This window comes from Bradyrhizobium sp. Pha-3, from assembly GCF_042258325.1.
GTDB lineage: Bacteria > Pseudomonadota > Alphaproteobacteria > Rhizobiales > Xanthobacteraceae > Bradyrhizobium > Bradyrhizobium elkanii.
In genome coordinates this window covers 1,885,047-1,906,705 of the sequence record NZ_CP170151.1, presented here as the reverse complement: position 1 = coordinate 1,906,705, position 21,659 = coordinate 1,885,047, and the positions used below count along the sequence as shown (strand labels likewise).

At 60.5% G+C, this 21,659-nt stretch carries 21 protein-coding genes; all 21 read right to left on the bottom strand.

Annotated elements, in window-relative coordinates; translation table 11 throughout:
- Positions 1–71: 71 nt before the first annotated feature.
- The 21 genes from ACE10X_RS09130 to ACE10X_RS09030 all read right to left on the bottom strand — a co-directional run bounded on the left by ACE10X_RS09130 (position 72) and on the right by ACE10X_RS09030 (position 21,044).
- Positions 72–1,319 (bottom strand): cysteine desulfurase, encoded by a 1,248-nt coding sequence (locus tag ACE10X_RS09130; RefSeq protein ID WP_016848150.1) that lies wholly within the window; start codon positions 1,317–1,319, stop codon positions 72–74.
- Positions 1,316–2,635 (bottom strand): Fe-S cluster assembly protein SufD, encoded by a 1,320-nt coding sequence (gene sufD, locus ACE10X_RS09125; protein WP_016848149.1) that lies wholly within the window; start codon positions 2,633–2,635, stop codon positions 1,316–1,318. The genes ACE10X_RS09130 and sufD overlap by 4 nt, the downstream gene beginning before the upstream one ends.
- 19 nt (positions 2,636–2,654) lie before the next feature.
- Positions 2,655–3,407, bottom strand: a complete 753-nt coding sequence (gene sufC, locus ACE10X_RS09120; RefSeq protein ID WP_028343124.1) for a Fe-S cluster assembly ATPase SufC — start codon at positions 3,405–3,407, stop codon at positions 2,655–2,657.
- 69 nt (positions 3,408–3,476) lie between these two features.
- Entirely contained in the window at positions 3,477–4,973 is a 1,497-nt protein-coding gene (sufB, locus tag ACE10X_RS09115) for a Fe-S cluster assembly protein SufB (protein WP_194483392.1), read from the bottom strand.
- Between the two features lie 187 nt (positions 4,974–5,160).
- Positions 5,161–5,355, bottom strand: coding sequence for a 4Fe-4S binding protein (locus ACE10X_RS09110; protein ID WP_075968854.1), 195 nt, complete (start codon positions 5,353–5,355; stop codon positions 5,161–5,163).
- A gap of 558 nt (positions 5,356–5,913) precedes the next feature.
- Positions 5,914–7,026: an alanine dehydrogenase gene (gene ald / locus ACE10X_RS09105; protein ID WP_028344285.1), complete on the bottom strand. Its 1,113-nt coding sequence runs from the start codon at positions 7,024–7,026 to the stop codon at positions 5,914–5,916.
- A gap of 205 nt (positions 7,027–7,231) precedes the next feature.
- A complete protein-coding gene (gene hypE, locus ACE10X_RS09100) occupies positions 7,232–8,278 on the bottom strand; it encodes a hydrogenase expression/formation protein HypE (protein WP_016846853.1) in 1,047 nt (348 codons plus the stop codon).
- Positions 8,275–9,417: a hydrogenase formation protein HypD gene (gene hypD / locus ACE10X_RS09095; protein ID WP_016846852.1), complete on the bottom strand. Its 1,143-nt coding sequence runs from the start codon at positions 9,415–9,417 to the stop codon at positions 8,275–8,277. Before hypD ends, hypE begins: the two co-directional genes overlap by 4 nt.
- Positions 9,414–9,650 carry a HypC/HybG/HupF family hydrogenase formation chaperone gene (locus tag ACE10X_RS09090; RefSeq protein WP_075968855.1) on the bottom strand — a complete coding sequence of 79 codons (237 nt, stop codon included), beginning with the start codon at positions 9,648–9,650 and terminating at the stop codon, positions 9,414–9,416. The genes hypD and ACE10X_RS09090 overlap by 4 nt, the downstream gene beginning before the upstream one ends.
- 1 nt (position 9,651) lies before the next feature.
- Positions 9,652–11,910: a carbamoyltransferase HypF gene (gene hypF / locus ACE10X_RS09085; RefSeq protein WP_253592556.1), complete on the bottom strand. Its 2,259-nt coding sequence runs from the start codon at positions 11,908–11,910 to the stop codon at positions 9,652–9,654.
- Entirely contained in the window at positions 11,907–12,866 is a 960-nt protein-coding gene (gene hypB / locus ACE10X_RS09080) for a hydrogenase nickel incorporation protein HypB (protein ID WP_038376412.1), read from the bottom strand. The genes hypF and hypB overlap by 4 nt, the downstream gene beginning before the upstream one ends.
- Complete coding sequence (gene hypA, locus ACE10X_RS09075) at positions 12,866–13,207, bottom strand: hydrogenase maturation nickel metallochaperone HypA (RefSeq protein ID WP_016846846.1); 342 nt, start codon at positions 13,205–13,207, stop codon at positions 12,866–12,868. The genes hypB and hypA overlap by 1 nt, the downstream gene beginning before the upstream one ends.
- On the bottom strand, positions 13,200–14,291 hold the full coding sequence (locus ACE10X_RS09070; protein WP_016846845.1) for a nickel-dependent hydrogenase large subunit: 1,092 nt from the start codon (positions 14,289–14,291) through the stop codon (positions 13,200–13,202). The genes hypA and ACE10X_RS09070 overlap by 8 nt, the downstream gene beginning before the upstream one ends.
- The gene (hybE, locus tag ACE10X_RS09065) at positions 14,288–14,626 is read right to left on the bottom strand and encodes a [NiFe]-hydrogenase assembly chaperone HybE (RefSeq protein WP_016846844.1); all 339 of its coding nucleotides are present in this window, start codon (positions 14,624–14,626) and stop codon (positions 14,288–14,290) included. Before hybE ends, ACE10X_RS09070 begins: the two co-directional genes overlap by 4 nt.
- Before the next feature lie 385 nt (positions 14,627–15,011).
- Positions 15,012–15,875 carry a hydrogenase expression/formation protein gene (locus ACE10X_RS09060; protein WP_016846843.1) on the bottom strand — a complete coding sequence of 288 codons (864 nt, stop codon included), beginning with the start codon at positions 15,873–15,875 and terminating at the stop codon, positions 15,012–15,014.
- Positions 15,872–16,318, bottom strand: coding sequence for a hypothetical protein (locus tag ACE10X_RS09055; RefSeq protein ID WP_016846842.1), 447 nt, complete (start codon positions 16,316–16,318; stop codon positions 15,872–15,874). The genes ACE10X_RS09060 and ACE10X_RS09055 overlap by 4 nt, the downstream gene beginning before the upstream one ends.
- A gap of 199 nt (positions 16,319–16,517) precedes the next feature.
- On the bottom strand, positions 16,518–16,808 hold the full coding sequence (locus tag ACE10X_RS09050) for a HypC/HybG/HupF family hydrogenase formation chaperone (RefSeq protein WP_026192295.1): 291 nt from the start codon (positions 16,806–16,808) through the stop codon (positions 16,518–16,520).
- 16 nt (positions 16,809–16,824) lie between these two features.
- Positions 16,825–17,406 (bottom strand): HyaD/HybD family hydrogenase maturation endopeptidase, encoded by a 582-nt coding sequence (locus ACE10X_RS09045; RefSeq protein ID WP_375764168.1) that lies wholly within the window; start codon positions 17,404–17,406, stop codon positions 16,825–16,827.
- Between the two features lie 11 nt (positions 17,407–17,417).
- Positions 17,418–18,137 carry a Ni/Fe-hydrogenase, b-type cytochrome subunit gene (gene cybH / locus ACE10X_RS09040; protein ID WP_016846839.1) on the bottom strand — a complete coding sequence of 240 codons (720 nt, stop codon included), beginning with the start codon at positions 18,135–18,137 and terminating at the stop codon, positions 17,418–17,420.
- 4 nt (positions 18,138–18,141) lie between these two features.
- Positions 18,142–19,932, bottom strand: a complete 1,791-nt coding sequence (locus ACE10X_RS09035; RefSeq protein WP_028344288.1) for a nickel-dependent hydrogenase large subunit — start codon at positions 19,930–19,932, stop codon at positions 18,142–18,144.
- A gap of 11 nt (positions 19,933–19,943) precedes the next feature.
- Positions 19,944–21,044, bottom strand: a complete 1,101-nt coding sequence (locus ACE10X_RS09030) for a hydrogenase small subunit (protein WP_028344289.1) — start codon at positions 21,042–21,044, stop codon at positions 19,944–19,946.
- Positions 21,045–21,659: the final 615 nt, after the last annotated feature.

Sequence of the window (21,659 nt, the reverse complement as noted above, 5' to 3'; positions counted from 1 at the left end):
GTGCATGACGTCATCGCCCGCCGAGTTCGATGCAAGCTCCCTAGCCACTTAGACGTGGCCCACTCGCCGTCTCACGAGAACAGCTGCCGCGCCTTGATGAGCGCACCGACGAGCGTATCAATCTCTTCACGTGTGTTGTAGAGGCCGAAGGACGCACGGCATGTCGCCAGAACACCGAAGCGCTTGAGCAGCGGCATCGCGCAATGGGCCCCTGCCCGCACCGCCACACCTGCGCGGTCGATGACGGTGGCAATATCATGCGCATGCGCACCCTTCATATCAAAGGAGATGATCGGCCCCTTCTCGGCTGGTGTGCCGATCAAGCGCACGGAGTTGATGTCCGCCAGCTGCTGCTGAGCGTAAGCAAGCAGTGCGCTTTCGTGCTCGCGGATCTGCTTCTTGCCTATTGAATTGATGTAGTCCACAGCCGCCCCCAGACCGACCGCCTCGACGATCGGTGGCGTACCCGCCTCGAAGCGGTGCGGCGGATCACCATAGATGACGCCGGTACGTGAGACCTCACGGATCATTTCGCCCCCGCCATTGAAGGGTGGCATCAACGCCAGATGCTCAGATTTGCCGTAGAGCACGCCGATGCCGGTCGGACCATAGAGTTTGTGGCCCGTCATCACGTAGAAATCGCAATCGATGTCGCAGACGTCGGCGTTCAGATGGACGCATCCTTGCGAACCATCGATCAGCACCGGGATACCGCGAGCATGAGCGATCCTCACCACCTCCTTTACCGGTAAGACGGTCCCCAGAGCATTCGACATTTGTGTGATCGCAACCATCTTGGTGCGCCGGGTCAGGAGCTGCTCAAAGGCATCCAGCAGGAAGTTGCCGTCATCATCCACTGGTGCCCATTTGATCACCGCGCCGTGGCGCTCTCTGAGAAAATGCCACGGCACGATGTTGGAATGATGTTCCATCATCGAGAGAACGATCTCATCCCCCGGGGTGACGCGTTCACGGCCGAAGGTCTGGGCGACCAGATTGATTGCCTCGGTGGCGCTGCGGGTGAAGATGATCTCTTCGTTTAGACGGGCGTTCACAAATTGCGCCAGCTTGGCACGCGCGCCTTCATACGCCTCGGTCGCAGCGTTAGCGAGGTAGTGCAAACCGCGATGAACGTTGGCATATTCGCTTGAGTAGACCTGCATCATGCGGTCAAGTACCGCCTTCGGCTTCTGAGCCGAGGCGGCATTGTCGAGATAGACCAGCGGCCTGCCATAAACCGTCATGCTCAGCGCAGGAAAGTCCGCACGCAGACGGTTGACCTCGTACCTGCCATTGCTCATCGCGGGATGCACGCTCATCTCCGCGCCTGCATCCAGTGTTCAGTTTGCGCGGTCACAAAATCGCGCAGGCTCTCGGGGACGATTTCCTCAATCGCCTCGCCCAGGAATGCTCCAATCAGCAACGCCTGCGCGTCCTTTTCGGATAGACCGCGAGCACGCAGATAAAATACGAGTGCACCGTCCAGCGCACCTGACGTCGATCCGTGGCCGCAAGTCACGTCGTCGGCCAAGATTTCGAGTTCGGGCTTGTTGTCGGCCCGGGCCTCGTCGGACAGAAGCAGCGCCCGCGTCGTCAGCGTGGCGTCCGTCTTCTGCGCGCCAGGACGAACGACAATCCGGCCTTGGAGCACCGAACGGCCGCATTCGTCGATCACCGCACGGAACTTCTCCCGACTGGTGCAATGTGGCACGGCGTGATCGACGACCATTGTCGTGTCGACATGCTGCTTGTGCCTGATGAGATTGACGGCGTTCGCCGAGAGCTTGGATCCCTCGCCAGTCAGCGTGACGAATCCCTGGTAGCGACTGACGGAGCCGCTACAAGTCATGCTGAAGAAATCGAGCTTCGCTTTTGCGCCGACCGCGATGATGCTTGATGAGATATGCACGGCGTCAGCGGCGTCGGCCGCCAGTCGGATATGCGACAGGTTCGCCTCGTCACCAACCAGGGCAATTGTCGCATCGTTGGTCTGATAGCCGCTCGCGCCTTCAGCCGAGACGAAACTCTCCACTAAGGCCGCATGCGCGCCTTGGCCAAGTTGCAGATAGGAACGCGTGAAGTTGGACACCAACGATCCGGTCGTGACGTGAACGATCTGAATCGGACGCTTCACCGCTTCGCCGTCAGCGATCGTAATCACGAAGCCATCGGTCGCCATTGCCGCATTGAGCGAGATCACCGCATCAGTCGTCGTCGACAGCACCAGGCCGGCCATCGCACTGTCGGTCGTATCTTCCAGGACCTCTCGGAGCGACCGCACAGCGACCCCGTCTTCCAGACTGTCCACATCAGAAAGCTCCGGTACGAATACACCATCCACCAAGACGAGTTTGACCGCCCGATCGACTGCTGTTTGCTTAACCGACGCCGCTGCGCGCACCAGCGCAGCCGCATCGGGTCGCGGAGCGAGCGGCAGGACCGCGCCCATCAGCGCGCGCAGATCGGTGTATTTCCAGGCCTCGATGCGTTGCGGGAGGCCGGCACGCTCGTAGGCTTCGAACGCCCTCGCACGGATATGAGCGACGAGCCCGGAGCCAGGCAACCGTCCATGCGCCGCGGCAAAGACATTGTCCGTTGCGCGCCCGGCGGCGGTTTTGGTCACAACCTGCTTCATCGGGAAATCTCGTGCGCGGTCACGCCGCGTCTTCGAATTGTGCGTAGCCACAAGCCTCAAGCTCCAGCGCGAGTTCTTTTCCGCCGCTCTTTCTTATCTGCCCTTTCGACATCACGTGGATAACGTCCGGCACGATGTAGTCGAGAAGCCGCCGATAGTGGCTGATTACAATCATCGCGCGCTCCGACGAACGCAGAGCGTTGATGCCACCCGCGACAATCCGCAGCGCGTCAATGTCGAGACCGGAATCTATCTCGTCCAGGATGCACAGGCTCGGTTCGAGCAGCGCCATCTGCAGAATCTCGTTGCGTTTCTTCTCGCCGCCGGAAAATCCGACATTGAGGCCGCGCTTGAGCATGCCTTGCGGTATATTGAGCGAATTAGCAACCTCGCGAACGCGTTTTATAAAATCGGGGGTGGAGAATTCCGTTTGTGCTCGCGCCTTGCGCTGGGCGTTCAGCGCCGCGCGCAGGAAGTTCATGGTGGTCGCCCCGGGAATTTCCACCGGATATTGGAAGGCAAGAAATACGCCCCTAGTCGCGCGCTCGCTTGCCTCCATCGCGAGCAGGTCCTCACCGTTGAATAGGATTTGGCCAGCGCTAACTTGATAGCCGGGCTTGCCGGAGATAACGTGACTGAGTGTGGACTTTCCGGAGCCGTTCGGCCCCATGATTGCATGCACCTCACCCGCATTGACCGCAAGATCGAGGCCGCGAAGAATTTCGCAGCCCTCGATACCAACATGCAAATCTCGGACTTCGAGTAGCGCCATTTAACCTGCCCCTGAAATGCGTCATCCAGAACGCAAGCCGCAATCGCAAGGGCTCGCGGAAACGTTTAGTTACCCGACGGATCCCTCGAGCGAGATAGAGATCAACTTCTGCGCCTCCACCGCAAATTCCATCGGCAACTTTTGCAGCACGTCTTTCGCGAAACCGTTGACGACGAGGCCAGTGGCCTGTTGCTCGCTCAAGCCTCTCTGCACGCAGTAGAACAGCACGTCCTCGGAAATCTTCGACGTCGTCGCTTCATGCTCGAACGTCGCCGAGGAATTCTTGGCCTCGACATAGGGCACGGTGTGCGCGCCGCATTCGTCGCCGATCAGAAGCGAGTCGCAGGCGGTGTAGTTGCGCGCGCCGGTTGCCTTGCGATGGGCGCTGACCAGGCCGCGATAAGTGTTCTGCGACTTCCCGGCGGCGATGCCCTTGGAGATGATCCGGCTCGACGTGTTCTTGCCGAGGTGGATCATCTTGGTGCCGCTGTCGACCTGCTGGAAACCGTTCGAGATCGCGATCGAGTAGAACTCGCCGCTCGAATTGTCGCCGCGCAGGATGCAGCTCGGATATTTCCAGGTGATCGCCGAACCGGTCTCGACCTGGGTCCAGGAGATCTTCGAATTGCGACCACGGCAGTCGCCACGCTTGGTGACGAAATTGTAGATGCCGCCCTTGCCTTCCGAATTGCCCGGGTACCAGTTCTGCACCGTCGAATACTTGATCTCGGCATCGTCGAGCGTGACGAGCTCGACCACGGCGGCGTGCAGCTGGTTCTCGTCGCGCTGCGGCGCGGTGCAGCCCTCGAGATAGGAGACGTAGGAGCCCTTGTCGGCGATGATCAGCGTGCGCTCGAACTGGCCGGTGTTGCGCTCGTTGATGCGGAAATAGGTCGACAACTCCATCGGGCAGCGCACGCCCGGCGGCACGTAGACGAACGAGCCGTCGGAGAACACAGCCGAATTCAATGTCGCGAAGTAATTGTCCGAGGTCGGCACCACGGTGCCGAGATATTTCTGCACCAGCTCGGGATGCTCGCGGATCGCCTCCGAGATCGGCATGAAGATCACGCCGGCCGCCTTCAGCTCCTTCTGGAAGGTGGTCGCAACCGAGACCGAATCGAACACGGCGTCGACCGCGATCTTGCGGTTCGGCGTCTGCTCACCACCAGGCGGCGGCTCGACGCCCTCGAGGATCGCGACCTCGCGCAGGGGGATGCCGAGCTTCTCGTAGGTCTTGAGGATTTCCGGATCGATCTCGTCGATCGAGGACAGCGTCTTCTTCGGCTTCGGCGCCGCGTAGTAGTAGATGTCCTGGTAGTCGATCTTCGGATAGTCGACGCGCGCCCAGGTCGGCTCGGTCATGGTCAGCCAGCGGCGATACGCCTCCAGGCGCCATTCCAGCATCCAGGCCGGTTCATTCTTCTTTGCGGAGATGAAGCGGACGGTGTCTTCCGACAGCCCCTTCGGGGCCTTGTCGGACTCGATCAGCGTCTCAAACCCATATCGATACTGGTCGACGTCGATGCGCCGGACGCGCTCGACCGTCTCTTGTACAGCTACCATTGTCTACTCCGCTCCCACACGGAAAACTCTAGCCGACGACGATTGCCCAGCGCGACCCTCCAAGCTGATCGTGCAAGTCATGGCCAACGCGGGATCAGCGGGTGAGAGAATCAGGTCCCCAACCCAGAGAGCCGTCGCTAGAGTCTTCATCCTGCTTTGCGCCGGAGTTCCCCTCATCGGCGACCTCTTATGCCGGCACGCAGGTGTCGGGCACTGGGCAAACGACAGCGCATTGCGGCGCGTCAAAATGACCCTCACATTGAGTGCACTTGGCTGGATTGATCACATATATATCGTTCTTCAGGCTGATCGCCGCGTTGGGACATTCGAACTCACACGCGCCACAGACGGTGCACTGGGACGCGATTATCTTGTAGGCCATTACTGCGATTCCATAAGCAAAGTGCGGACCGCTTCTTGCTTTCAAGTCTTATGCCAAAGAGCTTGGGCTTGATTTGTCTCGGCTATTTTCCAAGGCATGTCGCCGCCTCAACGATTGTCGCAAATGCTACAATCGGCCTCACGGCAGCTTGATCGCGACGCATAGTTGGAGCGCAGGGTCGATCCGGCGGCGGTCGGCCGATCAGGCCACGTTCGTCAGCCCGGCTCGCCTCTCCACAGCACAGCCAAAAAACGTCGTGCCCGATCGCGCAGATAAAGGTCGCTTCGATGATCGCGGTCCTTCTGGGCGAGCCGCGGCAGGCAATGTTAATCCCCGCGGATTACCGGAAAATCTGCTTTCCCTGTAGAGGACGGAACTACTTCGGCTGGCATCACGGGGACGACCGAAAGCCAAGCGCGATCGTCTGATGCCCCCTCGGCTTCGGTCCGTACTCCGAAGAGACGCCAGCGGGGCTCGGCAGATCGAAATTGCCGAAAAAAAGCCACCCCGAAGGGTGGCCCAAGTCAGGGAGGAAACGCCCGTGTGGGCCTCTGGGAATCAGGCCGCAGCCTGTTCGATCGGAGAGAAGGGGAGCCCGAGACTCTCGGCAACCGCCTTGTAAGTCAGCCGGCCCCGATGGACATTGAGGCCCGCGCGCAGGTGCGGATTATCGAGCACGGCGGAAAAGCCCTTGTTGGCCAGAGCCAAACCAAACGGCAGCGTGGCGTTGTTCAGTGCCTGGCTCGAGGTTAGCGGCACAGCGCCGGGCATATTCGCGACGCAGTAGTGAATGATGCCATCCACTTCGTAAGTTGGATCAGCGTGAGTGGTTGGGTGCGATGTCTCAAAGCAGCCGCCTTGATCGATAGCGACATCGACGATGACCGCCCTTTTGCGCATTGAGCTCAGCATGCTCCGGCGGACCAGCTTCGGCGCGCTCGCTCCTGGAACGAGCACCGCACCAATGACCACATCGGCCGCAAATACCTCCTCCTCCAAGGATTCGATGGTGGAAAATCTGGTACGAACGCGCCCTTCGAATAGCTCGTCCAACTCGCGGAGCCGGGGTATCGAACGGTCGATGATGGTGACCTCCGCGCCCAAACCGACCGCCATGCGTGTGGCGTGCGTGCCGACGACGCCGCCTCCGATCACCACGATCCGAGCCGGCTGAACACCGGGCACTCCACCGATCAACAGCCCTCGTCCGCCTGCACTGCGCTTCAGCGCACTACCCGCAGCTTCGATCGCAAGCCTACCCGCGACCTCGCTCATCGGCGCCAGCAGTGGAAGACCACCATGGGCATCAGTTACGGTCTCATAAGCGATCGCGGTGCACCCAGATTTCAGGAGCCCCTTGGCCTGCTCCGGGTCCGGCGCCAGATGCAGGTAAGTGAAGAGGATCTGGCTCTCCCGCAGCTGGCTCCATTCGGACGGTTGAGGCTCCTTAACCTTTACGATCATCTCGCTCGATGCAAATACCTCGCCTGCGGAATCGAGAATCGTTGCGCCGGCGGCGCGATAATCGTCATCGGTTGCACCAATGCCGGCGCCGGCATTGGCCTCGATCATCACGCGGTGGCCCGCTGCCACATATTCGCGGACGGCTCCAGGGGTAAGGCCCACGCGATATTCGTGCGCCTTGATTTCCTTGGGGACTCCGACCTTCATTTGAAAACTCCCTGCCTAGAGGGGTTTTTTAATCGCAAGAGCGCAACGATATTGCGAGGCTGGCGCCTAAATGGCGCAGGAATTCAGCGATCTTGGACTAGCTACGCAGGATTTCAAACAAGCAGATGCGAAGCGTATTGAGACGAGCATGCTCGCTGAGCTAATCATCGTTCCCTCATGCTCCCCGCAAATGCGCGTGGCGTGTTCAACAGATCCGAGGCAATTGTTCGCCTGACAACCAATCGACAATTCTTCCGCCGCCAAAACTGGTCGCCACTTGCACAAATTTGTGATCGTCAGCTACGGCCTCGCCAATATCGGCTGCATCGCATCCGAGCGGATGCCCCTTCATGGCCGCAAGCACGGCATCAGCTACACCAGGCGCGACGATCGCAACGAGCTTGCCCTCATTAGCGACATGGATCGGATCAAGCCCAAGGAGTTCGCAGGTTGCCGCAACAGCGGGCTTTACCGGAATGGCCGCTTCCTGCAGACGGAACCCGAGGCCAGATTGATGCGCAATCTCGTTGAGGGTGGCGGCAAGACCGCCGCGCGTGGGGTCACGCATCACGTGGATGCCGCGCCCGCCAGCCGCCACCATGACGGCCACCAAGTCATGCAGCGATGCGGAATCCGAGACGATCTCAACTTGAAGAGCGGCGTTCTGGCGCGTTGACATGATCGCCACCCCATGATCGCCAAGGCTGCCCGACACCAGCACACGGTCCCCGATCCTTGCTTTGTCGGCGGACAGATCGAGCCCATCGGCCAGAACCCCGATCCCGGTCGTAGAGATGAACAACCCATCCGCCTTGCCGCGCTCGACGACCTTGGTATCCCCAGTGATGATGTAAACGCCGGCACCGCGCGCCGCCGCGCCCATCGACTGCGCAATCGTCCTTAGATCCGAAAACCGAAAACCCTCCTCGATGATGAAGCTAGCTGACAGATAGAGCGGACGCGCGCCGGCCATCACGACATCATTGATCGTGCCGTGCACAGCCAATGACCCGATATTGCCGCCAGGAAAAAACAGTGGCGAGACCACATAGCCGTCGGTCGTCATCACCATCCTGCCTGCCGCAACCTCAAACGCCGACTGATCATTGCAGCGGGCGAGCCATTCATTACCGAAGGCTTGGTGAAAAAGGCCGGAGATCAATTGTGCCATGGCGCGCCCCCCAGATCCGTGGGAAAGATCAACACGTCCGTTCTCGACGTCGAGCTTGCCATGATAATCCTTGACGCTCATGACAACCGCCTCACCTGATCATCGCGAACTCGGCCGTAGGTCCAATACGCAGCACAGGCGCCTTCCGAGGAAACCATGCAGGACCCAACGGGTGTTTCCGGCGTGCAGACGGTTCCAAACAGCTTGCAGTCAACCGGCCGCTTGGCGCCGCGCAGGATCGCGCAGCACTCGCATGCCGGATTGTCGGCGACACGCAGTTCGTGCATCGCAAAGCGCGCCTCGGCATCAAATCCGGCATAAGCCCGCTTCAGCTTCAGTCCGCTGTTGGGGACGAGCCCAAGCCCTCGCCACTCGAACTGTTCACGCAGTTCGAATACCTGCGAGACCTCGTCCTTGGCGCGACGATTGCCTTGGCGCGTCACCGCACGGCTGTATTGGTTCTCCACCTCGTAGCGGCCTTCGTTCACCTGCCGCACCAGCATCAGGATTGCCTGCATCACGTCGAGCGGTTCAAATCCCGCGATGACGATCGGCTTACCGAATTGTTCCACTAGGGGCTCGTAAGGCTGCGTACCGATGATCGTACTGACATGTGCAGGACCGACGAAGCCATCGATTGCGACCCCACCGATGTTGCGCATCTTCGGGTTCTCGAGAATGCTGTGCATCGCAGAGGGCGTAAGCACGTGGTTGCAGAACACGCTGAGGCCCCTCAGCCGCTTCTTTTCGGCAATCCGGACCATCACCGCCGTCGGGGGCGTCGTGGTCTCAAATCCGATGGCAAAGAAGACCACCTCCCTGGTTGGCACCTGTTCGGCGAGCCGGATAGCGTCGAGCGTCGAATAGACCATCCGAATGTCTGCGCCGAGCGCTTTGGCGCGCATCAGGGACTGCCCCTGCGACCCGGGCGCGCGCATCAGGTCGCCATACACGCACAGAGTGACCTCCGGACGCTCGGCGAGCCGGACCGCCATGTCGATCCGGCTCGCGGGCAGAACGCAGACTGGACAACCGGGCCCGTGGATCATGCGAACATTCGCAGGCAACAAATCCTCGAGGCCGTAGCGGGAGATCGCATGAGTGTGCCCGCCGCAGAATTCCATGAACCGGTAAGCCCGTCGCGGACCGGCTTCGGCGCCAATCGCCCGCGCGAGCCCCTGTGCGATGGTCTTGTCACGAAATTCATCGGCATATTTCATGATCGGGGTTCCCGCCCTGCACTGCCTAGTTCCTGCAGGAGCTCCAACGTGCGCTTGGCTTCTGTCGGGTCGATCTTGGATAGCGCGTAGCCGACATGGACAAGAACGTTGTCGCCGACATCGAGCTCCTCGACGAGAGCGATCGATATTTCCAAGCTAACCCCATCGATGGACACGATCGCCATATCGTCGGGAAGAATTTTCGAAATCTTTGCCGGGACCGAAAGACACATATCAGGTTGCTCCTTCCAGGGCTGACGACTGTTCGGCAGTCTGCAGAGCGGCAACCCAGGCCTGACCAAGGCTCAAACCACCATCGTTGGGCGGCAGTTTCCGTGGCACCAGCGGGTTGAGGCCTGCGCTGCAGCAACCGCGCTCAATTTCATCCGCCAGCACCGCGTTCAGAAAACAGCCGCCGCTTAGAACGATGGTATTGACGCCGGTTCTCCGCGCAGCGCGCCTGACCCAGTCGATGCAGGCGACGGCAAAGGTGCCATGAAACAGCCCGGCTCCGTCCGCGGTGTCGATGTTGTCTGCAATCAACCGCGAAAACAGCGGGCGAAGCGACAGCACGTCGCGGTCGATGGTCCAGCCCGCTTCGAGAATTGCAGTCCGCCGTACCAACGCCTCGAGCTTCATCGCGGCCTCGCCCTCATAACTCTGCAAACTTGCAACCCCCAGCAGCGCCGCCGCGGCATCGAATAACCGGCCCGCGCTGGTCGTCGTGGCTCCGCCCGCTTGATCGAGCAATGCTGACACACGCCCAGCCTGCCGCTGCGCAGCAAAGCGAGGCGCGATTTCATGACCCCGGCCGAGCGCCTGCAATACTGCGCTTGCCATACGCCACGGCTCGCGGGCTGCGCGATCGCCGCCAGGCATTTGCAGGGGCGCGAGATGCCCGATGCGTCGAAACCTCGTTCCTTCGCACAATAATAGCTCGCCACCCCAGTTACCGCCGTCGGAACCGAAGCCATGGCCGTCGAGCACCAAGGCAAGCGCAGGTCCGGCGTGCCCGTGCTCAGCGATGACAGCGGCAGCGTGGGCGTGGTGATGCTGGACGGCGACAAGCGCCCGGCCGCTTGCTTGCGCAAACCGGGTCGACGCCATATCGGGATGCATATCATGGGCAATGACGACAGGCTCCACATCAAGGGTCGATGTGAGGTGGTGGATCGTCTGCTCGAACACACAGATCCCTTCGGCCGTATCAAGATCGCCAATATGCTGGGAGACGAAGGCTTCGTTGCCCCGCGTGATGGTGACGGTTGACTTCAGGGCGCCGCCGACGGCGAGCACGACCGGCACAGACCTCGCAAGCCGGATCGGTTCGGGAACATAGCCACGTGCCCGGCGAACGAACTGAGGCCGGCTGGCCACCACCGACAGCACGGTGTCATCGGCGCGCGTCAGGATATCTCGATCATGGGTCACGACAAGGTCGGCAATCCCCTTGAGCCGCCGCAGCGCCTGCGCGTTGTCGATCACGAGCGGTTCGCCGCAAGAATTGGCGCTGGTTGCGACGATGACCGGGGCTGAACCCGCAAGCCATGTTCCTGTCGAGTGAAGCGCATGAAAGATGAGGTGATGCAGTGGCGCTACCGGCAACATGACACCTACGCGCGATAAGCCAGGAGCCGTCGCGGGCGCCAAATCATTGCGCGAAGTTAAAAGCACGATGGGACGTGCTACGGATTCGAGCAGCGCAAGCTCTGCCGCGTTCGCTTCCGCGATTTCGTTGACACGCTCTATGGAACCGACCATGACCGCGAACGGCTTCTGGGGGCGCTGCTTTCTGCTGCGCAAACGCTGCACGGCGTCCTGGTTGCGCGCATCGCAAAGCAGCTGATACCCGCCGAGCCCCTTTATTGCCACGATTTGGCCGCCGGCAATCGCCGCAGCAATGGCGTTGACCCCATGGCTAAGCCGAGGACCGCATATCGGACACGCGATCGCCTCCGCGCGAAACCTGCGGCTCGCTGGATCGGCATATTCGGCCGCGCAGGCGGCACACAGCCTGAAAGCCTTCATGACCGTGTTGCGGCGATCATACGGAAGCTGTTCGGCGATCGTGTAGCGCGGGCCGCAATGGGAGCAGCTGACGAAGGGATAAAGGTAATGGCGATTTTCTGGATCGAATAGCTCGCCCAGGCATTGCCGGCAGGTCGCGGCATCGGCAACGATCCGAGTTGACAACCTGCCGCCTTCGCTCGTGTGAATCGAAAAATCTTGTGCCGCGAGCGCCCCGGTCCGCTGAACGCAGATGTGGTCGATACGTGCAAGTGGAGGCGGCTCGAGCGGCAAAGCAGCGACAAACTCGGACGCCCGGTTACCCTCGACTTCGATTGTGACGCCCTCGGGGCCATTGACGACGAATCCCGCCAATCCGTATCGCCTGGCAAGGCCATAGACGTAGGGGCGAAAGCCGACTCCTTGCACGGCCCCGCTCACGCGCACGCGCAGCCGTGTTCGGTCGCAGATGGCGGCGGCGCTCATCGCCTGGTGTCCTCCAAGGCGCGCCTTTGATGCGCTACCTGCTCATCGATCCAACCGTAGAGTGAGCCAAAACCCTCGCCGGTCCGCGCCGAGACCGTGAGCACTTCGATCTTGGGATTGACGCGTCTTGCGTATTCGACGGTCCTGCCCAAATCGAACTCAAGCAGCGATGCCAGATCAATCTTGTTGATCAGCATGAGCGAAGAAGCGGCAAACATATCCGGATATTTGAGCGGCTTGTCTTCGCCTTCGGTGGTCGACAACACCACGATCTTGCAGGCCTCGCCTAGATCGAAGGCAGCGGGACAGACCAGATTGCCGACGTTCTCGATGAAGAGAATACCGCGCGTGAGCGGCGGCAAGCGGCGATAGGCCTCACCAATCATGGCAGCATCGAGATGACAACACTTGCCGGTATTGACTTGAATAGCTGGCACGCCGGCCGAGCGAATGCGTTCGGCATCGTTCGAGGTCTGCTGATCGCCCTCGATGACCCCGATCGTCCAGCTGCGCTTGAGCTCGGACACGGCGCGGACCAACAGCGAGGTCTTGCCTGCACCAGGACTGGACATAAGATTAAATACGAGCAGTTCGTGGGCCATGAAGAGGGCGCGGTTTTCCGCCGCGATCCTGTTATTCTTGCCAAGGATGTCGCGCCCGACCTGAATGATATGCTCGCAGCTCTTACCCGCGACCTTCAATGCAGCCGGGTCGGCGCCGCGGCTCACAAACGCCTGCCCATCATGCGCCTGATGATGGCCAAGATGATGAGGGTGATCATGGCCATGGCCGGCATGGTGTGAATGCTGCAGGCCCTGGTCGCCATGCAGATGCACCTCATGGCGATCGCAATTGTCCTGCACATCGGGACGGCCGCGAACGCGACCTTGCGCATCATGCACTTCGGCGCGTTCAGTTGAAGACGCCTGTCCGCTGCAGCCGCATACGCTACACATCAATCGATCTCCAGCTCTTTCACTCGCATCTCCTCGCCTGCTGTTACCTGCAACTGATAGCTGCCGCAGCATGGACAGCACTCATCGCGCCGTGCAATCTCGATGCTCTTCGAACAGGTCATGCACCAGGCCACGCCGGGACATTCGATGATTCTAACAGCCGCGCCCTCGGCAATGGTCCGCGTTGCAACGACAGCAAAGCAGAACCTGATCGCTTCAGGCGCAACATGGCTCAACGCCCCGATCTCCAGACAGACGCTCCGCACCTGGGAAAACGATCGGCGATGCGCCTCCTCCTCGACGATTTCGACGATGCTTTGACAAAGCGCCATTTCATGCATCGTCAACTTTGCGAAACTTGAGTGTGAATCCGACGCAGGGATCAAGCGATTCAATCACCGCACGAACCGCTTTCTGATGTCGTCTCGTCGTCAGCCCCGCGCCCTGCAGATTCCGGACAAGTGGTCCGCGCCAATGGAAATTCCATTCCGTCGGCGCAAGACATTCGAAGCGGGATATCTGGCCCTGAGGATCAAGCTCGACCGCGTGATAGAGCCGGCCCCTGGCGCATTCGATCGCGGCCGCTCCTCGTCCAGGACCTAACCTGTAGCTTTCGATGATCCCAGGCTCGGCCGATTCGATATGAGCACCGGACTTGAGCCAATCGCATAGCTGCCGGATTTCTGCAATTCTGGCCTTCAGCCGCGCGACCGCACCCGACCGACCCAGCCAGAGCCGATCACGCGTCATTTGGCGCGCCCATGGACCCGTCTCGGGCGCATGCCCACCAAGATCGGGACAATGGCAAAATGTCGGGTCATCGCCGAGCAGCCGTTCAGTGATGTTGCGGTCGTCGGCAACGGACAGGAACGAGTGCGCGATCGAGATGGACCTCAGGTCGACTTCGTCAAGCGCTGCAATGCAAAGCGCGAACGGGCTACCGGGCCTCGGCGCGCCATCTTCATCCGGCATGCCGAGTGCCGCGAGCGAAGCCACAATCTGCGCTATAGCCTCACGCCGAATAGAGCCGCGTGCTGGCCGTGCGCCGCCCACAAGCATTGACAGTCCTCGTATGAGGGACCGGATCGCCGCCGCACTGACATTCGGCGTAGGAAACCCGACCAAGAGGCCCCGCAGCAATTCTGAGATGCGCTCGGCAACGACCAAGAGCATACGACGCTGTGTCGTCGCGAGGATGATCTTTTCGTCACGTGCCGCCTCGATCGCGGACAGCAATGCGGTTTGTTGCGCAGCGGCACATACTGGGAAGAGATGCGGCAGCGCCTTGAGCAACGCCGAGGCCGGTTTGCCGGCGAACAGCCGTGCCAGTGGCGGCCGGGCTCGCGGCAGGATCTCGACCGCGGCGATGACGTCGGCAGCAAGCGATATGGTGACATCGATTTTGTTGCGAGCGACGAGGCTCATGCGCACCGCTCCGTCATCATCTCGCGCAAGAAATGCCGGCGGTCGATCGGACAGAGACGTGGCGCTTCGGTATGATTTAGCGCTCGGCGGTTGGGCGGCCACATCGTGGCAAGGACCGCTGCTTCGGCGCGGGCGCCACCCATGTCGTTGCGTGAGATCGCCGAAAGCAGGGAGCAACAGGCAATCGAGCCCAATGATGCGATTTCGCTGCCACCAAGCTCAATGTTGCGGAATCGAACTCGCAAGCGCAGGTTCGATTTCGGTCCAGCATGCCGTTGGCGGTTGCTCTTGCGCAAGAAGGCGACCAACTTCATGGCCCAAGGCGCGCCCATCATGCTAACGGGCCCTGCCCTCTGCACGTGCGAAACCCCGATCGCTTGGACCCTGAACACGGATCGTTCAAGGTCGGTCGCGTGCGCACGGCTCGACCGGCGATATCGCAGTCGGCTGCTACGAGCATCTCCTCAGGTGCCGACACATCGGGGTTCTTGCTCCTGCGAAGGTCCTGTTCGCGCTCAAGCATCATTTTCAACCGACCCGAAGCCGGACATCGACGTGCGAAAGCCGAAGACGCTTTCAGTTTTTGGAACGCAACGCACTCGCGCAGAAGTCTGTGTCGCCATCGCTCTCTTGTCAGTTGTACACGATCCAGCCAATGCCACGTTGGACGCGGGCGCCATCCGTGAGAGCCAGCCGAATGCCAGATATTCTCCAAGTTCTTCACGTGACGTAAGCCTTCATGATTTCCTGCAGGCGTTCGGCGGAATCCTCGAAATCCTCGTCGGCAGCCAACGCAACAATCGGCACGCCGCCGATCTCAAGCGTATCCAGGATGATGTTGTCGATAGAATTGAAGAACTGCACCGACCACACATTCCGTATCGCAGTCGCCTGCACTCGGCATGCGCCGTAGCCGCGAAAGATGAGCTGGACCGGACCATTGCCCACGCTCTGCTGGAGAAACGCCAGGTCGATGTCGTTCATCGGCAAAAGCGTGAGATTGATGACATGCGTGCGCATGCCAGGCCGCCAGGCGCGGGCCCGCTCGCGTGTTTCGGCGAGCACCGGCAGCACGTTCATCGCCCCATCCGGCGCGGTGCCGATCGCCAGATCGGTCGACGCCAGGTCCGTTGCGGCGCGCTGCACGATCTGCGGGATCGCCCCGACTTCAACATATTCGTGTGCCGGATCCGTCCCGATGCGCACGCGCCAGATTCCCGCAAGTACGGACTCCTGGATTCCCGCCTGAGAGCCATCTGGCAGCGCAACGACGCCGGCGACCTCGCCTTCCCCAAGCACTTCGGCAATCAGGTTGCGCTCGAGATCACTGAGATTCGAAAGCCTGTACAGTTGCGTGCGTGCGCTACTCTTCTGGCCACGAGCGGCGGCAGCTGTGTTCGATAGCAGCGTGATGGCATTCGGACAGTTTTTTGCAAGCTCGTCGGCATCGCGCCAAGCGCGCCTGGCCAGCGTCGCCACAGCCGTTGGCTCGCTATGGACGATGTCGCGACTATCCGCATTCACGGGAAACCCGCCCACCGCCGCAGCGGCGGCTTCGTATCGAATACGCGCCGCCGTTTTCATGATGCGAAGTTCCGTGGGGCTCGCCGAGAGGCAATGCTATCGGCGGTGCAGTCGCCGCCGGCGTGTGGTCCGACGATCGGTGCCGAGATGCGGTCGACCTTGACCAAACGGATCTGGCTCTTGCCGACCCGGCGCAGTGTGCCGCGCTGATGGCACTCGATCTGCGTCGGCGGGCCACGCAGGCCGAGCCGCCCACCCAGCTCGCTACCGGCGCCGCGCGCGGTTGCGCCCCCTTGCATGGGCCGCCGGTGCGCCTTGATCTGTTCAGAAAGCGCGTTTGCGACGTGGTTGGCCCACAGCGAATTTACGGGACCCGCTGCCGACAGCAGCTCCACGCCCCAACTCCCGGGATCCTGCGCGGTCAGATGTGCACCGGCGTTCGCTCTCGCTACCTCGGACAGAGCGGGCCGCGCCAAATCATGCTGCGCCGGCTGGAATTTCATCAGACGCCTTTCCGATAATCTTTGGTTCTGCTCGGCGAGCTATTAGCAAGGCACATGCCAATCCATCGTCTCGCTGCAATCGCGTGCGCGCCCGGATCAGCAGGTGTAAGCGCTTGACATCTGCTGTGCATAGGTTGCCTACGATGCAGATTCGATTTGCGAGCAAGGCGCGGTAGCGCGATGTCTGTGCGCGGCGCCGCTACCGCAGGTGGTCGGGCAATTGCGGCTCACGACCGATCAAATCCGCAAAGAAGCGATCGCAGTCCTCGCCACTGAGGCCGGCCTCGAGCCCGTCGAGTGCTTCCGAGATCCGCCTTGCTTCGTCCTCCTCCAAGAGCCGCACCGCTGTGTCGATATGGACGAGGACCTTGGCGCCGACCGACGCGCCGGAGAGCAGCATGACTGAGACACGCCGCTGTTCATCGCCATACTCGCATAGCGCCGTGATGCCGTCGGTCTCAACAATCGTCATTGGTAAGCCAAGGCACATGAATAGCGGCGGGCCGCTAGATCGGCCGCTCCCTTTCATAATTGACATGGTCGATATTGTTCCCCAACAGCCGTTCTGATACAGGCAGCGGCGAAGCCCGCAGTTTCGCCGGCGAGCCCCACTGGGCCAGCAGTTTGCAAGCCAGTTCAATCGCGGGCGCGATCTGAAAGCGCACCGGTGCAGTCAGCGGACCGCCCCAACGCTCCAGGTCCAGCGGCTGACAGCCGATCAGAGCGAGCTCTCGCGGGCAGCGGTCAAGCAGGTCGGCTGCACTCAAGACCTCTTGAAAGCCGGTCTGATGCAGACTCAGCTTCTTGGCAGCGGTAAATTTCGGCACCTCGTCATTCCGCACAAGCATCAACTTCCCGGGCGAAAGTCCATAGTCGATGGCATCGAACACGATCAGGCAATCGGCCTGCTCAAGGAAGCTGACAAGGTAGAGCCCCTGCGTGTCACCATCGAGGATGGAGACGTTGTCATCGATGGTGTAGCGACGATGAAACTCCTCTACCACTCGCACGCCGAATCCCTCGTCGGCCCATAGGATATTGCCGATGCCGAGCACCAGGATCCTTTTCTTGCTCTCCGGAGTCAGCATCCGCTTCCCAGTCAATCGCGGAACTGACGCTGACCCGAAATCATCGAGGAGATGCTCCGCCCCGACATGATGTCTTCCCGGATCACCGCGTAGATGTGAACCAGCGCAAAGGTCACGACGATCCACAGCCCGAGATGATGCCACGTATGGACGTCCTGACTGTTAGGCCAGATTGCAAATACCCAGCCGAACAGCTTGTACTGCCAGCTGTCACGGCCCGCACCCTGTCCATAAAGTGCAAAGCCTGTGACGATCATGAACGTGATCGTCTGCGTGAACATAAAGAACATCGCAAGTTGAGCCAGCCGATTGTGCCCGACGCGCCTGTCGGGCTCAACTGCGAGAAACGCGTACCAGCGCATCTCATCGTACACTTCGCGCCAAATGCAGCTGCGCCAGAGCGGCACGCGAAATATTTGCATGGCATGCGGGTTTCCCATCAGGGCCCAGTAGATGCGCAGCAGGAAGCCGACGCCAAGCACATATCCCGCAGAGAAATGCGCAAAGCGGATATAGCCGAACAAGAAATTGCCGCTAGCCTCTCCCGGCGTCGCCGGTGTCCCGGTTCCAATGAGATAGCCGGTTACGCCCAGCACCAGAATGGCCGCCGCATTGACCCAATGCCACAGTCGCACCGGCGCTTCATAGACGTAAGCGGCGCCACCGCCGCCGCCGCTAACAGTTGGCGGCGCATCGACGGCGGTAGGGTTTTGCGGAGCCTTGTCGGCCATGTCCCTACCGAACATTGACTGAAGCCATTTCTTGGCCGTCAGGACTGATCACATGGGTTGAGCAGGCCAAGCACGGATCAAAGGAATGGATCGTACGCAAGATCTCCAGGGGCCGCTGCGGGTCCGCGATCGGGGTACCGATCAGCGAAGCTTCAAAGGCGCCAATATTGCCCTTGGAATCGCGAGGAGACCCGTTCCACGTGGTCGGCACGACACATTGGTAATTGTCGATCTTGGTGTCCTTGATCTTGATCCAGTGCCCGAGCGCGCCGCGCGGCGCCTCAGTGAAACCGTAGCCCTTGGCCTCGTTAGGCCAGCTTTCCGGCTTCCACTTGCTGACGTTGGCGGTCGCGCTATTGCCGGCCTTGATGTGGACGACCAGCTTGTCCTGAAAATAACGCATCTGATGTGCCGCCCACTGGCATTCGAGTGCCCGCGTCGCAGTACGGCCAAATGTCGAAAACAGCGCGCTCAGGGGAAGATTGAGCCCCTTGAGCAGTCTGTTGGTCGGCTCCTTGAATTCGGCTTTGCCTTGCGCATAACCGATGATGTATCGCGCCAATGGTCCGACCTCGACGGCGTGGCCGCGCCAGCGCGGCGCTTTGATCCAGGAATACTTGCCGCCTTCGTCGAGCTCCTTGATATCTGTTCTGCTGCCTTTGACCTTTGCCCCCAGCTCAAAGTTCGGCTCGGTGATGCCCTCCCAGGGATGCAGTCCGCTGAACTCGCTCGGGTATTTATACCATGAATGCGCGACGAATTCCTGGATCTGCTCGGGATCGCCATGGTCGATCGGCAAAATCTCCTCAAGATTGCCGCCAAGAATGACACCGCGCGGCAGCTTGAGACTTTTCGCGGAACAGTCGTTAGCGTTTTCAGGGATGTCGCCGTAGGACATCACGCTTTTGCTGGAAAGTCCGCCGCCATGCAGCCAGTCTTTATAGAACGAGCCGATCGCCGCAATGTCGGGCAGGTAGACCTGCTCGACAAACTCGATTGAACGGTCGATGACCGAGGACACCAGGTTAAGCCGCTCCATATTGATCGCACCGGCCGCACCAGTTCCATCGATATTGATCGCGCAGGCCACGCCGCCGACCAGCCAGTTCGGATGCGGGTTCTTGCCGCCATAGACTGCTTGGATCTTGACGATCTCCTTCTGGAAGTCGAGCGCCTCCAAATAATGCGCCACGGTGATCAAGTTCACCTCAGGTGGCAGCTTGTATGCCGGATGACCCCAATAGCCGTTCTTGAACGGACCGGGCTGCCCTGATCCGAAGAATTTGGTGAGCCTGATCTGCAGGTCCTTGAAATAACCAGGGGACGAAAGCGGCCAGGGCGAGATAGACTGCGCCAGCGCCGAAGTGGACTTGGGATCGGCCTTGAGCGCAGAGATGACGTCGACCCAATCCAGCGCGTGCAGATGATAAAAATGCACGAGATGATCATGCACAAGCAGGCAAAGCTGCATGATGTTGCGGATCGAGTTCGCATTTTCCGGAATGGTGATCCCTAGCGCGTTTTCAACGGCACGCACCGAGGTGAGCGCATGGGTGCCGGTGCAGACACCGCAAATCCGCTCGGTGAACGCCCAGGCGTCGCGCGGATCCCGCCCGCGCAGAATGACTTCGATTCCACGCCACATCGTCCCGCTCGAGACCGCATTGCGGACCACGTTGTCCGCATCGAGGTTGGCTTCGACGCGCAGGTGGCCCTCGATCCTGGTCAGCGGATCGATCACAATTCGCTTGCCGGAACGATCGAGGTTGAACCCATTCGGAGTCTGGACCACCACCGTCGCCCCCTTTAAGTCGGCTTATCTTTGCGAACTGCGCGATCCGGCTTGTGGGTCAATCGCTTCACGGCCGTGATCGCCGCATGTGCGGCGACGGTCAGCCCAACCGCGCCGGCAGCGGCCATGCCGATCTGATCGGCGTTCTTCTCGATGCCGAACTGCTGGATGGTCGTGAGCCGATCGTAAAACGAACCTTTGTCCCAAAAGCCGTCTTCGGAGCAGCCGAAGCAGCCGTGGCCTGATTGAATGGGGAATGAAACGCCGCCGTTCCAGCGAAGGGCAGAACAGGCATTGTAGGTGGTCGGCCCTTTGCATCCCATCTTGTACAGGCAGTAGCCCTTGCGGGCGCACTCATCGTCCCACGCCTCGACAAATTGGCCGGCGTCGAAATGCGAACGTCGATAGCACTTGTCGTGGATGCGCTCGGAATAAAACATCTTTGGGCGTCCTTGGCGATCGAGCTCAGGAAGCCTTCCGAACGTGGTGATGAAGGTCACTAGGCCGGTCATGACCTCTGCGATGGGGGGACACCCGGGAACCTTGACGATCGGCTTGTCGGTGATCACCTTATCGATCGGTACAGCGCCGGTCGGATTGGGCTTGGCCGCTTGCACGCAGCCCCAGGATGCGCAGGTCCCCCAGGCAATGACCGCCATGGATGATTCCGCCATCCACCTGAGCCTCTCGACGAACGGCTTGCCGCCGTCAATGCAGAACATGCCCCCCTCATTCAGCGGCGGGTTGCCTTCGACGGCAAGCACATATCTGCCTTTGTACCTGAGACGGGCTTCCTCGAGGATGGCTTCAGCCTGGTGACCTGCCGCGGCCATGATCATATCGTCGTAGTCGAGCGAAATCATCGACAACAGGACGTCTTTAATTAGCGGATGGGCCGAGCGGATAAAGCTTTCCGAGCAGCAGGTACACTCGAGCCCGTGCAGCCAGATGACGGGCATACGCGGTTTGGTCTCTAGGGCATTGGCAATCCTGCTTGCGGCGAGCGGGCCGAGTCCGAAGCTCGAGGCCGTCAAACTGCAAAACTTGTGGAAACTGCGACGCGTGATACCTTGGCGTCTGATCACGCTGTAGAAGGTTTCCGTTGCCCCACTCATGAACCCCTTCCAAGTTTCTCGTCGGCCCTGACGAATTGCTCACATTCAGCAGCAAAAAATGGGCCACCGCCCGGCAAACATCTGACGGTTACCAAGCCGCCACTCCGTGATTTGCAGTGGGATCGGCGAGCTAAGCGCAAGCTGCGCAACTGAGCGCGCTCACCGTGCCAATGGTGTCCGGTTTTGACCGTCGATGTCAGAACTCCAACAATGCAGCACAATGGCTCGTCCCTCGCGGCCAATGCGTTATACTCGCTCTTTAAGCACGGTCCCGACACCGGCCGACACGGCAATTGCCGCAGTTCACGCGGCACCGCACTGCTCACCGATTTCAATGGGACTTGTTCGCCATTCTCAGATGCAATGGAGGCCGCGATCGTCGCAACTGCGCAACGACACCAAAGTGGCAGTCACCAACAACCCGAACCGGCGACCAAGAACGGCGCGATAGCGAGCCCTCCGCGCCGCAGTACACCGCCTTCACCTTTCAGGGCGGATCGATCCAATCTGCCTTGGGTCAATGACGCGCGGTACCAAGCCCGCCGGGATTGCGGGCGCAAGGCTGGGCGCGTTTGAGAGCTTTCATCCAGAAACGTTTGCCGCGCGGCGAACAGG